This window comes from Pontitalea aquivivens, from assembly GCF_046507575.1.
GTDB classification, from domain to species: Bacteria; Pseudomonadota; Alphaproteobacteria; order Rhodobacterales; family Rhodobacteraceae; genus Pontitalea; species Pontitalea aquivivens.
Genome location: NZ_JBKFEY010000006.1, coordinates 1 through 13,119 on the forward strand (window position 1 = coordinate 1; position 13,119 = coordinate 13,119).

Annotated in this window: 14 protein-coding genes; 9 read left to right on the forward strand and 5 right to left on the reverse strand. The window is 63.2% G+C overall.

What is annotated here, in order from left to right:
• Nucleotides 1-245: 245 nt before the first annotated feature.
• The 4 genes from ACK8OU_RS09350 to ACK8OU_RS09365 are packed head-to-tail and all read left to right on the forward strand — an operon-like array spanning nucleotide 246 to nucleotide 3,322.
• Nucleotides 246-698, forward strand: coding sequence for a PaaI family thioesterase (locus tag ACK8OU_RS09350; RefSeq protein ID WP_410303117.1), 453 nt, complete (start codon nucleotides 246-248; stop codon nucleotides 696-698).
• A complete protein-coding gene (locus tag ACK8OU_RS09355) occupies nucleotides 695-1,726 on the forward strand; it encodes a phosphotransferase family protein (RefSeq protein WP_410303118.1) in 1,032 nt (343 codons plus the stop codon). Before ACK8OU_RS09350 ends, ACK8OU_RS09355 begins: the two co-directional genes overlap by 4 nt.
• On the forward strand, nucleotides 1,723-2,196 hold the full coding sequence (locus ACK8OU_RS09360; RefSeq protein ID WP_410303119.1) for a hypothetical protein: 474 nt from the start codon (nucleotides 1,723-1,725) through the stop codon (nucleotides 2,194-2,196). Before ACK8OU_RS09355 ends, ACK8OU_RS09360 begins: the two co-directional genes overlap by 4 nt.
• Before the next feature lie 10 nt (nucleotides 2,197-2,206).
• Complete coding sequence (locus tag ACK8OU_RS09365) at nucleotides 2,207-3,322, forward strand: hypothetical protein (RefSeq protein ID WP_410303120.1); 1,116 nt, start codon at nucleotides 2,207-2,209, stop codon at nucleotides 3,320-3,322.
• An 80-nt stretch (nucleotides 3,323-3,402) separates the two neighbouring features.
• Here ACK8OU_RS09365 and ACK8OU_RS09370 read toward each other — a convergent pair whose 3' ends face one another.
• The 4 genes from ACK8OU_RS09370 to ACK8OU_RS09385 form a co-directional block, all read right to left on the reverse strand.
• Nucleotides 3,403-5,043 (reverse strand): long-chain-fatty-acid--CoA ligase, encoded by a 1,641-nt coding sequence (locus ACK8OU_RS09370; protein WP_410303121.1) that lies wholly within the window; start codon nucleotides 5,041-5,043, stop codon nucleotides 3,403-3,405.
• Nucleotides 5,044-5,093: 50 nt separating this feature from the next.
• Complete coding sequence (locus ACK8OU_RS09375) at nucleotides 5,094-5,981, reverse strand: SDR family oxidoreductase (RefSeq protein ID WP_410303122.1); 888 nt, start codon at nucleotides 5,979-5,981, stop codon at nucleotides 5,094-5,096.
• Nucleotides 5,982-6,053: 72 nt separating this feature from the next.
• Complete coding sequence (locus tag ACK8OU_RS09380) at nucleotides 6,054-6,845, reverse strand: enoyl-CoA hydratase/isomerase family protein (RefSeq protein WP_410303123.1); 792 nt, start codon at nucleotides 6,843-6,845, stop codon at nucleotides 6,054-6,056.
• A 63-nt stretch (nucleotides 6,846-6,908) separates the two neighbouring features.
• A complete protein-coding gene (locus tag ACK8OU_RS09385; RefSeq protein WP_410303124.1) occupies nucleotides 6,909-7,418 on the reverse strand; it encodes a PaaI family thioesterase in 510 nt (169 codons plus the stop codon).
• Nucleotides 7,419-7,535: 117 nt separating this feature from the next.
• Between ACK8OU_RS09385 and ACK8OU_RS09390 the strand changes: the two genes are divergently transcribed.
• The 5 genes from ACK8OU_RS09390 to ACK8OU_RS09410 all read left to right on the forward strand — a co-directional run bounded on the left by ACK8OU_RS09390 (nucleotide 7,536) and on the right by ACK8OU_RS09410 (nucleotide 11,974).
• The gene (locus ACK8OU_RS09390) at nucleotides 7,536-7,760 is read left to right on the forward strand and encodes a helix-turn-helix domain-containing protein (protein ID WP_410303125.1); all 225 of its coding nucleotides are present in this window, start codon (nucleotides 7,536-7,538) and stop codon (nucleotides 7,758-7,760) included.
• 669 nt (nucleotides 7,761-8,429) lie between these two features.
• The gene (locus ACK8OU_RS09395; protein WP_410303126.1) at nucleotides 8,430-9,146 is read left to right on the forward strand and encodes an SDR family NAD(P)-dependent oxidoreductase; all 717 of its coding nucleotides are present in this window, start codon (nucleotides 8,430-8,432) and stop codon (nucleotides 9,144-9,146) included.
• Nucleotides 9,147-9,248: 102 nt separating this feature from the next.
• Complete coding sequence (locus ACK8OU_RS09400; RefSeq protein WP_410303127.1) at nucleotides 9,249-10,037, forward strand: SDR family NAD(P)-dependent oxidoreductase; 789 nt, start codon at nucleotides 9,249-9,251, stop codon at nucleotides 10,035-10,037.
• On the forward strand, nucleotides 10,034-11,086 hold the full coding sequence (locus ACK8OU_RS09405; protein WP_410303128.1) for a phosphotransferase family protein: 1,053 nt from the start codon (nucleotides 10,034-10,036) through the stop codon (nucleotides 11,084-11,086). The genes ACK8OU_RS09400 and ACK8OU_RS09405 overlap by 4 nt, the downstream gene beginning before the upstream one ends.
• Nucleotides 11,087-11,104: 18 nt before the next feature.
• The gene (locus ACK8OU_RS09410; protein WP_410303129.1) at nucleotides 11,105-11,974 is read left to right on the forward strand and encodes an SDR family oxidoreductase; all 870 of its coding nucleotides are present in this window, start codon (nucleotides 11,105-11,107) and stop codon (nucleotides 11,972-11,974) included.
• A gap of 170 nt (nucleotides 11,975-12,144) precedes the next feature.
• On the opposite strand, the gene ACK8OU_RS09415 is transcribed toward ACK8OU_RS09410, so the two are convergent.
• Complete coding sequence (locus tag ACK8OU_RS09415) at nucleotides 12,145-13,077, reverse strand: beta-keto acid cleavage family enzyme (protein ID WP_410303130.1); 933 nt, start codon at nucleotides 13,075-13,077, stop codon at nucleotides 12,145-12,147.
• Nucleotides 13,078-13,119 lie beyond the last annotated feature (42 nt).

Sequence of the window (13,119 nt, forward strand, 5' to 3'; positions counted from 1 at the left end):
GATTGCGTAGCCGGGGCCTTCACGTGGAAACGGACGCGCCCCTAGCGTAAGATGGATATGGTTCGCTAGCATACGAATTTTCGGGGTTCAATCCCTTTATTGTCACACGCAGGGGAAAATGGTATTGCCACCATATCATAAGTCAGCATAACGTTCAGGGATGACTGATATCTGCGGTGCTTTGCCGCTGATCCGAAGGACCCTTCCATGACCGCACCGGCCTGGATAGCCAAAGTTGCCGCGCCATGACCCTGATCATGCACAGCGCCGAAGATGCCCCGCCCGGTGGCTTTGAGCCAGTGGTGAACCGCACTGAGGGAGAAAATTTCGCAGGTCCCTACTATCTGCGGCAATCCGGATCCGATGTATCGATGGGGTTTCGGGTGCATCCACGGCATCTGAACCGGACAGGCGTTTGCCACGGCGGGTTTATCGCAACTTTTGCTGATTTGCAGGGTTATGCGATCAAGCGCGGGGTTGGCATTGCGGGCATTTCGCCCACTATCAACCTTTCGGTGGATTTCGTTCGACCCGTACCTAACGGATCGTGGGTGGAATCGACACCACAGGTGGTGCAGCGCACCAACAAGATGCTGTTCTTTCAAACGCTGATCACCGCCGATGGCCTGGTGGCGGCACGCGCCAGCGGCATCTTCAAGCTAAATCTGAACCAACCCGTGCCGGGAGATCCGACATGAACGAACCGCGTTCGATTCCCACCGACGATCAGGTCCGCCAGCGGCTGGAGGCTTTCCTGAGCCGGCAGACCGGCACCCCCGTTTCCGTGACGACGCTGAAGCGCTTTCCAGTGGGCTTTTCCTGGATCACCTACGGCTTTACCGCCACCCTGCCCGACGGCACGCACGAGATGATCCTGCGGCTGGGGCCGGATACCGGCCTGTTCTCCCCCTACGAGGCGCGGCCGCAATATCTGGTGCAGAAAGTCCTGTCGCAATCCGACATCAAGGTTCCCGACGCCTACTGGTTCAGCGATGACCCTGCGGTCATGGGCCTGCCGTTCTACATCAGCGAAATGGCCCGGGGCGAGGCACCGATTCCGTTTGTGTCGAACGGGGCGGAGTTTGAGGAAAGCTATCGCATCGGGCTGGGCAACGAATTCGTCGACCAACTGGCCGGGATCCACAATTTCGACTGGAAGGCCAGCCCGCTTGCGGAATGGGAAGCGGGCGAAACGGTGGAAAACGTCGCCGCGCGCGAGGTCGAGCGCTGGGAAAAGCTGCATGACCGCTGGGCGATGCGGCCCTATCCCATGGTCTATCGCACGCTGACGTGGCTGCGCGCGAACCTGCCCGTCGCACCGCGCGTCGCGATCATCCACGGCGATTACCGGATTGGCAATTTCCTGGAACAGGGCGGGCGGATCACCGCGATCCTCGACTGGGAACTGGCGCATCTGGGCGACCCGCACGAGGATATCGGCTGGGCCTTCCTGCCGCAGTACATGGCCGGAACCGGGCTGGTATGCCGTCTGATCTCGCGCGAGGACTTCATCGCCCGCTATGCGGAAAAGACGGGGATTCAGCTCGATCCCGCGACGCTGAAATTCTACATCGTGTTGAACCTGTTCAAGATCGCGATGACGCAACTGGCCGGGGTCCGCTGTTTCGAGGCGGGCGATTTCGACGACATGCGGATGCCCGCGATGGGAACCCAGATCTTTGCCGCGTTCCGGCAGATCCAGAAAGCGATCGAGGAGGACGCATGAACAATTCGCTGGACCGCCTTCTGGACGGCATGTGCGCCACGCTGCGCAGCCAGATCATCCCGAAGCTCGACGATGAATTCGCGCGCGGGCAGGCCTTTGGCCTGATCTACATGATGAACTCGATCAAGCTGCGGGCGGAATGGGCGGTGGGCTTCCTGTCCGACCAGCTGCGGATCCAGGCCGAGGCGCTGGGGAAACTGCGCGCCGCTCTGGCCGGGCGTGGCCCTGCCCTGCCCGATGGTGCGCTGCCGCAGGCGCTGACCGGCGCGGCCGAGTTGCAGGCGCTGCGCGACGCCAATGACCGCGCGATCTGCGATCTGATCGTCTGGCTTGCCGGGGCCGACCTGCCCGACCAAGCCGCGATCGAGGCGATATTGGACGATTACATGGCCGCGCAGGCACGACACGAGCTGAAAACCTCGGCCAAGCCGATGTTCGCGGAAATGTCGCGCGGCACCGAGGACGCATAGGGAGGATACCATGATCACACCGCAGGACGATTTCATCGGGCACCAGCTACCCACCACCTTCGATCACGTTGTTAGCAGCGATCCCGCCTGGATGGAACGCTACTGGTACACCGCCCATCCGGTCCCGGGCGGCGAGGCTGTGATCGACATCGGTCTGGGCTATTACCCCAACAAGAACGTCATGGATGCTTTTGCCGGGATCATGATCGAGGGCAAGCAGTACAACTTCCGCGTCTCGCGCCACTTGCGGCCGAACGCGCTTGACACCACCGTCGGCCCCCTGTCGATCCGCATCATCGAGGGGCTGAAGCGCCACCGCATGGTGCTGGAAAAGAACGACAGCGGCATCGCCTTTGACCTGGAATTCATCGCCACGATGAACCCGCATGAGGAGGAGGAACACTTCCGCCGCCGCAAGGGCCGTGTCACCGAACACATGGCGCGGATGGAGCAGCTGGGCCGCTTCAAGGGCTGGTTCGAATATGACGGCAAGCGCATCGAGATCAACCCCGACACCTGGTATGCGCAGCGCGACCATTCCTGGGGCATCCGGGCCGAAATGCGGACCGACCCCACCAGCCTGCCGATGACCTTCTACCCGCCGTTTTTCTATGCCTGGACTACGATCCAGTTTCAGAACCGCGGCTTGCATATCTTTTTCAAGGAACGCGCGCCGGGCGACGTGATCTATATCTCGGGCGAGGATGTCCTGCCGCTGGGCCAGCGCGCCAAGCCCGGCGCCGACCTGATCGCCGTTGTGCATGACGTGCAATGGGCCGATGACCCGCTGGGCCAGACCGTGACCTCGGCCACCTACCAGATCACGATGGAAGACGGCTCCACCCGCGAGATCAAGATCGAGACCCTGCCGGGCCGGTATTGGTTGAAGGGCGGCATGTATGGAGGCATCAACGGCTGGTTCCACGGCGACGACAAGGGCAAGCTGTACATGGAACACGATGTCTGGGACCTGTCCGACCCCAAGGTCCGCGAACTGGTCCGCACCCTTTCGGACCACGTGATCCGCGTCACCGATCAGGGCGAGGTTGGCTACGGCATCATGGAATACGGCGTCGGCAAGGGCTTTGCCCTGTATCCGCAGGTGCAGGTCCATCCTCCGATCTGATCGGACCACAAAATGATGAAAGGGCCGGGAATTACCCGGCCCTTTTGCTTTGGTCTTGTCGCCGTTCCCCGCGCGCCCGGTCAGCGGCCCTGATTCACCAGGTAATCGCCATACTCCGCCCGCAGGTCGGGCTTGCGGATCTTGTTCGTGCCGGTCAGCGGGAAGCGATCGACAAACACGACCGCATCCGGCACCCACCACTTGGCGACATGCGGGCGCACGGCGTCAAGGATGTCTTCGGCGGTCACGCTGCTGCCCTCTCGGCGCTGCACCAGAAGGATCGGGCGTTCCTGCCATTTCGGATGCTGAACGCCAATCACCGCCGCCAGCACCACATCGGGATGGGCGCAGGCCAGTTTCTCGATATCGGCCGAGGAAATCCACTCGCCCCCCGACTTGATCAGGTCCTTGTCGCGGTCGACAAGGCGCAGGTACCCATCCTCGTCGATGGTCGCGATGTCGCCGGTGATCAACCAGCCGCGTTCGTCCACGGCCGAGCCTTCGGGCTGGTTCAGATAGCTGCGGGTGGCCCACAGGCCCTTGACCCGCAGATGGCCACGCGCCTTGCCGTCATGCGGCAGCACATTGCCTTCGTCATCGAAGATCTCCATCACCATGCCGGGGGTCTGGCGGCCGTCCATGCAACGGTAGGGGATCTGGTCATCCTCGGGGCGGGCGGCGTCGCGCGCGGTGATCGCACCCGAGGATCCGAACATGCATTCGGTCATGCCCCAGGTGTGGCTGGCCTCGATCCCGTAGCCGTCGCGCAGGCGACGCAGCAGCGCCGGCGCCATGCCCGCGCCCGAGGTGATCATGGTTTCCAGCGGGTCGAGCGACAGGCCATTCGCCTCGACCCATTCCAGAAGGTTCGACGCGATTGAGGGGACCAGCGCCATGTTGGTCACGCGTTCCTGCACGATCAGTTCCTGCACCGCGCGCGGCGTCAGGTCGCGGCCCGGCAGGACCAGCTTCTTGCCCATGTAGAAGGCGCCGAAGGGGTAGTTCCATGCGTTGGAGTGGAACATCGGCGCCAGCGGCATCAACACCAGAGGATTGCGGCGTGGCACCGGCAGCCAGCCAAGGTTCGCCAGCGTCATCGTTTGCAGGAAGGTCGAGCGGTGCGAATAGACCACGCCCTTTGGCCGTCCCGTGGTGCCCGAGGTATAGCAGATCGTCGAGGCCGTGCGCTCGTCAAAGCTCGGCCAGTCGAAGGTTTCGGGCTCGGCGGCTAGCCAGGCCTCGTAGCTTTCCAGTGCCAGGCTGCTCTGCGGCATGTCCTCGGGCGCTTCCAGCACGACGTAATGGCGGATGCGGGTGAGGAGGGGCGCGATTTCCTCGACCTGGGGCAACATGTCGGCATCAAAGAACAGTGCCTCGCCCCCGGCGTCGTTGATGATGTAGGTCAGGTGCTCGGTGGTCAGGCGCGGGTTCACGGTATGGATCGCCGTGCCAATGCCTGTGAAGCCGTAAAACAGCTCCATATGCCGGTGCGTGTTCCAGGCAAGCGTCGCGATGCGCGAGCCAAGGCCAAAGCCCCGCCGGGTCAGGGCATTGGCCAGCTGCTTGGTACGCCGGTTCATCTGCTGGAACGTGAGCCGGTGGATGCGCCCCGCCAGGTCGCGCGAGACGACCTCGGTGGTGCGATGTGCGACCGCGCCATGTTCGTTGATCATCGACAGAAGGAGCGGCAGCTCCATCGACAGGCCCTTGAGCGGTTCCACGGTCTTCCTCCCCAAACGACACGGGCCCGGGGTTCCCGGGCCCGGCAAGATCAGGCCTTGCGGCCCTGACGTTCCTTTTCCGCCGAGGCGCGCAGCGCCTCGCGCGCGGCCTCCCAGTCCGCCTTGGACAGGCTGGACATGTCGGCAAAGGTGCTGGGCGCGGCCAGATGGTGGCCGCCGTCGATCGCGATGGTCGCGCCGTTGATGTAGTTGCAGGCGTCCGACATCAGGAAGATGGTCAGCGCGCGCAGTTCGTCCATCTGGCCATAGCGGCGGAGCGGCACCTGATCGCTTTGCGTCGCGCCGACCGAGGTGCCGGGGACTGGGTTCAGCTTTTCCCAAGCGTTTTCGGTGGGGAACGGTCCGGGGGCGATGGCGTTCAGCCGGATCCCCTTGGGGCCCCATTCCACCGCCAGCGACATGGTCATCGCCTGCACCGCCGCCTTGGACATCGCCGAGGGCGTCACAAAGGCCGAACCGGTCCAAACCCAGGTCACCAGGTTCGACAGCACCGTGCCGTTCAGACCCTGATCGATCCAGCGCTTGCCGCAGGCCAGCGTGGCAAAGAACGAGCCGTCCATCACCGTCGAGGTGATCGCCTGATAGCCGCGCGGGCTGAGCGATTCCGTCGGCGCGATGAAGTTCGCGGCGGCGTTGTTCACCAGACCGGTCAGCGGGCCGGATTGCCAGATATCGCCGATCATCGCGTCCATCGCGTCGCCGTCGCGGACGTTGACGATGCGATAGTCGGCGCGCCCGCCGGTCTTGGCGCTGATCTCGGCGCAGGTATCGGCCAGCACGCTTTCGCGCCGCCCGCAAATGAACACATGCGCACCGTGCGAGGCGAAGCCCATGGCCATTTCCTTGCCAAGCCCGGTACCGCCCCCGGTGATCAGGATGCGCTTGCCGGCCAGAATATCACTACGAAACGGGCTCATGCCCTTCCCTCCCTGTCATGGTTCGCCCCGACCTGGCCTCCCGCCGGAGGGGCATGTTGGATAGCCTGCCGCTTAGCGGCCGGTAAATCTGGGCGCGCGCTTTTCGCCAAAGGCGGTGATCCCCTCCCAAGCATCATCGCTTGCGGCGATTTCGGCCAGTGCCTGCGCCTCGTCCTCCAGCTGGGATTCCAGCGTCGAGCTGTTCACCGTGCGCATCGTCTCTTTGATCTTTCCAAAGGCACGGGTCGGGCCGTTGGCCAGCTTCTTCGCCAAAGCCTCGGTTGCGGCCTCAAGTTCCTCGGCATCGTGGACGAAATCCACAAGGCCGGCGGCCTGCGCTTCTTCAGCGGTCAGCGTTTCGGACAACAGCAGGAACCGCTTGGCCCGCGCCACGCCCATCCGCTCGGACAGGGACACGGTCGAGCCGCTGTCCGCGCAGAACCCGATCATCGAGAAAGCGGCCGAGATCTTGATGTTTCGCGCCGTCAGAACCACATCGGCGAAGGCCATGAACGAGACACTGCCGCCCGCGATATTGCCATGCACCGACACGATTACCGGCGCGTTGATGCGACGCAAACGTGCAAGGCCGGAATGCAGGTCCGCGGTCCAATCCTGAACCAGCCGGGAGATGTTTTCCCGCGAGGAAGAAAAGCTGCGGATGTCGCCGCCGACGCTGAAGACCCGCCCCTTGGCGGTGATCAGCACCGCCCGCAGGTCGGGCATCGCGGCAAGTTGCGCGGCCAACACCCGAATGTCGCGGCAGAACGCACCGTCGATCGGATTGCCCCGATCCGGCTGGTTCAGCGTGACACGGGCAAAGCCGTTCTCGATCTTCAGGTCGATGCTGGTGAAGTCGGTCATCTTGCCTTCCCGTCTGATGTGTCGTCCAACTGGTAAGTCAGCATACGATGTTGTGCCACACTTTTACAAGGGGTTTCCGTCTTCCGTCGCTGCGGCAAAGAAATCACCCAAGGTACTGCCCACATGTGACACCCGCTTGCCGATCTTGAAGATCGAGCTTGACCGGAACACCGCCCGTTCGCCCACACGCGCGACTGTCTGACAAAACAAAAGGTTGCGTGTGTGTTGCAACAGCTCACACCGCGCCTCGATCCAATCGCCCAGAACGGCGGGGGACATGAAATCGATGGTCGTGCTGACCGTCGGCGTCAAGGTGTGATGTTCCCCCGCCTCATGCTGAACGGCATAGGCCATGAAATCAGCAAAGACCGACAGCACGCCGCCGTGGCAGGTGTCGTGCGGGTTCAGGTGGCGCGGCGACACCCGCATCCCAAGCACCAGCCGCAGCCCGTCCAATCGTCCATAAACATCCCCGAACAGCAGGTTGAACCCCGGCCCGGTGGGCAAAAGCCTGTAGCCCGGCGGCGGATCAGGGGCGAAATCATCTTGTAAAAGCTCCAGCGTGTCTTTCATGGCATCCTCCAGTTACAGCCACATGCTAGCCGTACGCTAGCGAATAAAACAAGGACATTTACCCGGCGACGATTTTGTGCATGGCTGCGGGTGAAGCAAAATGGATAGTGGCTTACGATGGCAGAAAAACCGACACGCACCGGAACGCGGCGCCTGCCGCGCGATCAGAGGATTGCGATCATCCTGCAGGACGCACGCGCGGTCCTGCGCGAAAAGGGGTATGAACAATTCCTGACCGCCGAGGTGGCCGAGCGGTGCAACATTTCGGAAGGCACGATCTACAAGTATTTCCCGACCAAGCGCGACCTTCTGATCCGCGTGGCCGAGGACTGGTTCGAATAGTTCCTGACCACCCATCCCGAACCCGCACTGCAGCGCCCGATCCGCGAGCGGCTGGTCCATGTCACCTGATCATCTGGCAGAACCTTGAAATCAACCGGCGTAAGCCTGCGTTAACGCTTCATTCTGACGGACTTCGCGCCGATCGCGGCCATTTCGGCCCCATCCCGTTTTCCGGCCATAGGTTGGGTGAGGATTGATCGCGCAATTGACATTTGTGCGAAGCCCCAAACGCTCCATCACGCCGGGTCAAGCTCCTCGGTCAGGATGTCAGCCACCGCTGAGCTTTCTTCACGAGCTTGCGGACGTGATCCGGGCTCAGGGGAATGGCGCCCCAGTGACGGATCTCTCCCCACACGCTCGCCCTGTGCAACCGCGACCGACATCGGCGCCTTATGGGCATCAAGTCCGATGAATACGCTATGCTGCATACGGTCTCACCCCATTTTTTGGGCTCGGCACTGGCCCATCCGACACAAGCCCCGAACGCAGGATGCCGAGGGAGAGACCACCGAGCCAATCAGCTCAGGCCGCGATCATGGGGTCTGAAGGATCCGGCCCTGCACCATTCCTATCTGGGCAAGCCTGCCGAAGCCGTAGCCTGACTGTCAATTATGTTGCGTATGATACTCCACTAAACTAACCTTGATTCGAAGATCGGAGTTTCCCGAAATGTCCGCCATTCCTACCCGCCCTGCCCTGCCCTATTCCGAAAGCACCGTGCTTGTCACCGGTGGCACCTCGGGCGTGGGTCTGGAAACCGCGATGCAATTTGCCGAGGCTGGCGTGCCGCGCATCGCCATCAACGGGCGCAATCGCGACTGCGGAGAGGCGGCAAGGCAGGCGATCGTTGACCGGGTTCCGGGCGTACGGGTGGAATTCGTCGCGGGCGACACCAATGATGCGGCGACCGCGCTGGCCGTGTGCCAGCGGGTGCAGGAGACCCTTGGGTCGGTCGATGTTCTGGTGAACTCGACCGTTGGCCCCTACGGCCCGACCCTTCTGCACAACATCGACCCGATGGAGATGCATGACATCGTGGTCAAGCAGATGATGGCGCCGCTGCTGACCAGCCGCGCGGTCTGGGCCGGGATGCAGGCGAAGGGCACCGGCGCGGTCATCAACATCGCCTCGGACGCGGGTAAGGTCGCGACGCCGGGCGAGACGGTGATCGGCGCGGCAATGGCGGGGATCATCATGTACACCCGGGGCCTGGCCATCGAGGGCAAGCGCAACGGTATCCGCGCCAATGTCATCACGCCCTCGATCATCGAAGGTACGGCGACTTATGCCAATGTCATGGCGGCGGAATTCTCGGGCAAGCTGTTTGGCAAGGCGATCAAGATGGCGCAACTGGGCGTTGTCCCCCCGAGGACATGGCGGCGATGATCGTGTTCCTGGGCGGGCCGCAGGCGGCCAAGATCACCGGGCAGGCGATCAGCGTGAACGGAGGTATTTCGGCCGCCTGAAGGGCCGCAAGGGAGGGGATAAATGCGAAGACTGGAAGGCCGTCCGGCCATCATTACGGGCGCCGGAACCGGCATCGGGCGGGCGAGCGCCCTGCGATTTGCCTCGGAAGGGGCGAAGGTTCTGGTGGTTGGCCGCACCGAGGCGACGCTGGACGAAACCGTGCGGCTGGTGCGGGACGCGGGCGGTGTGGCCGAGGCCTTCGTGGCGGATGCGACGAAGGAGGAGCAGGTGGCCGCCGCCGTCGCACAATGCATCGACAGCTTCGGCGGGCTGGAAATCTTCTTTGCCAATGCGGGCAACACCGACCACATGGTGCCCTTGTTCGAGCAGACCGTCGAGGCCTGGGAGGGCCAGTTCCGCGACAACGTGATCTCGGCCTTCCTCGCGGTGAAACATGCCGGGCCGCACATGAAGGCGCAGGGGCATGGGTCGATCATCCTCAACTCCTCGACCGGGTCGCTGCGCGCCAATGGCGGCACGGTGGCCTATTCGGCCGCAAAGGCCGCGGTGAACAGCCTGACGATGAACGCGGCCAATGCCTTCATCGGCACGCGGGTGCGGGTGAACGCCGTTCTGCCGGGCCTGACCGAGACGAAGCTGACGCAATCCACCTTTGACTATGCCCGCGCCAAGGGCGTGGAGGGCAAGCTGGGCGGCTTGACGCCGCTGCGTCGCCCCGGCCATGTCGATGAAATCGCGGCCGTCGCGGCCTTCCTCGCCTCGGACGATGCAAGCTACGTGACCGGACAGTTGATCGCCGCGGATGGCGGCATTTCCAGCACCCATCCTTTCGGAAAGTTCGTGCTGTGACGACCCATACCGTACATGCCCCGATCGCCGGTCTTGGGGATGCCGAGGCCCCGGCTCGGCTGGACGCTTTCCTGCGCCGCAATTTCCCCGAAGCGACTGGCCCGCTGCAACTTTCGCGCACGCAGGGCGGCCTGTCGAACCCGACCTTCTTCCTGCGAGCAGGCGATTTTTCGGCGGTGCTGCGCAAGCAGCCCGGCCCCGACATCGCGCCTTCGGCCCATGCGATCGACCGGGAATTCCGGGTGATGCGGGCGCTGCAGGGCTCGGGCGTGCCGGTGCCGCGCACGCTGCTTTATCACGCCGAGCGCGACATCCTGGACACGCCCTTCTACCTGATGGAGCGGCTGGAGGGCCGGGTCTTCGACAGCTATGCCATGCCCGGCATGACGCCCGAGGAACGGCGCGCGGCCTATCGGTCGATGGCGCGCACCATGGGCGCGATGCACAGCTTTGACTGGCAGGCGGCGGGGCTGTCCGATTACGGCAAGCCCGGCAACTACTTTGCCCGCCAGTTCGGCCGTTGGTCGAAGATGTGGGCGGGTTTTGACGCGGTCGATAACCCCGACATCGACCGCCTGATCGCCTGGCTTGAACCCCGCATCCCGGAAAGCGAAACGCTGGCTCTGTGCCACGGCGATTTCCGCGTGGCCAACATCATGTTCCACCCGACCGAACCGCGTGTGGTGGGCGTGCTGGACTGGGAACTGTCCACCCTTGGCCACCCCTTGGTGGACGTGGGCTTCAACACACAAGCCTGGCTGCTGGAGCCGCACGAGAACGGCGGCATCCGTGGTCTTGACCTTCCCGCCTTGGGCATCCCGTCCCAGGACGACTACCTTGAGGATTACTATTCCGCTGCGGGCAGCACCGAACGGCTGGCACCTTTCCATCAGGTCTTTGCGATGTTCCGGGGCGCGGTCGGCGCGGCCACGGTTGCCGCGCGAGGCCTTGGCGGCACCGGGGTCAGCGATGACGCCGCCAGCCACGGCCTTTTCCTGTCACGCACCTATGCCCGTCGCGGTCTTGAACTGATCGACACGGCCCACTGACGCCCGAAGGAGTCTTTCATGCATTATAATTCCGTCTTCGTCCCCGGCCTCTTCAAGGGCCAGACCATCATCGTCACCGGCGGCGGCAGCGGCATCGGTCGCTGCACCGCGCATGAGCTGGCCTATCTGGGCGCCAATGTCGTCATCGTCGGCCGCAACCCCGAAAAGCTTGCCACCGTCGAGGCCGAGATCCTTGAGGATGGCGGCATCGTTTCGACCCGCGTCTGTGACATTCGCGACGAACCCACGGTGATCGCCACAATCGACAGTGTGCTGGAACAATACGGCGCGATCCAGGGTTTGGTGAACAATGCCGGCGGCCAGTATCGCACCGCGATAAAGACGATCTCGACCAAGGGCTTCGAGGCGGTCGTGCGCAACAACCTGACCGGCGGCTTCATCTTCATGCGCGAGGTCTATAACCGCTGGATGGCCGATCACGGCGGCAACATCGTGAACATCATCGCCGACATCTGGAACGGCTGGCCCGAATTCGCCCATTCCGGTGCGGCGCGCGGCGGGATGCTGACCCTGTCGGAAACGGCGGCCTGCGAATGGGCCGTGTCGAACGTGCGGGTGAATACCGTGGCGCCGGGCGGCATCGCCTCGTCGGGCTTTGACACCTACAGCCCCGAGATGCGCAAGCGGCTGTTCGACTATACCGACCGGGTGCCGCTGTCACGCTTTGGCACCGAGGCCGAGATTTCCGCCGCCATCGTCTATCTGCTGTCGCCGGCGGCCGCCTACATCACCGGCAGTTGCATCCGCGTGGATGGCGGCGCGCCGAATGCTCGCCAGACTTGGTCGTTGGAACCGCACAACAAGAACAAGCCCTTCGAAGGCTTCCACCGTGCCAAGATGCCCGAGGTGTTGATCCGCGGGGAATGACCAGTTGACAAAGTACGGGGAGGTCTTAGCAAGACATTATCTGGCAACCTCGTGGTACACTGCTTCTCTGGCGTTCGTTTCCTGTAGTCGGGATCGTTGGTCAATCCAAGGAAAAGCTTAAAAAAGGCCTCCGCGGTGCGGAGGCCGAAGCGTTTTGTAGTGGGAGCAACTCAGAACGCGACGTTGTTCCGACCCTTGAGCGCCAGCATCTCGCGCGCCTCCTCGGGGGTGGCAACCTCGATCGACAACTCCTTGAGGATACGGATGATCTTGTCGACCTGCTCGGCGTTCGAGGTGGCAAGCTTGCCCTTTTCAATGAAGATGCTGTCTTCCAGACCCACGCGGACATGGCCGCCGATGGTCGCGTTGTTGACCGCGAAGGGCATCTGGTGGCGGCCGGCGGCCAAAACCGACATCTGGTGATCGTCGCCGAATAGGCGCTGCGCGGTGTTACGCATGTGCAGCAGATGCTCCATCTCGGGGGCGATGCCGCCAAGGATCCCGAACACGCCCTGTATGAACAGCGGCCCCTGCACCATGCCGCGGTCGCGGAAATGCGCGAGATTGTAAAGGTGCCCGACGTCATAGCACTCGAACTCGAACCGGGTGCCGGCGGCGGACAGTTCGGTCAGGCCACGCTCGATCTGGGTGAAGGTATTCGACAGGATGAAATCCTTCGTCATCTCCAGGTAGGGCTTTTCCCACGGATACTTGAACTCGGCGATCTTGCCCGCCGCGCCAGAGATGTTGAAGTTCAGCGAGCCCATGTTCATCGAAGCGACTTCGGGCTGGGCCCATTTCGCCGCCGCCAGCCGGTCATCCAGCGACATACCAAGGCCGCCGCCGGTGGTGATGTTGATCACCGCATCGCACTCGTCCTTGATGCGCGGCAGGAAGCGGGCGTAATCCTCGGGCTTCTGGCTGGGCTGGCCGGTTTCTTCGTTGCGCGCATGAAGGTGCAGGATCGCAGCCCCGGCCTTTGCCGCCGCAATCGCCTCGGACCCGATCTGTTCGGCGGTCATCGGCAGATGGGGCGTCATCGTCGGCGTATGGATCGACCCGGTGATCGCACAGCTGACGATGACCTTGTTGGATTTGCGCATCTTGTCCCTCCCGTTTCCGGCGCGGCCGGCTTGCTGACGTGG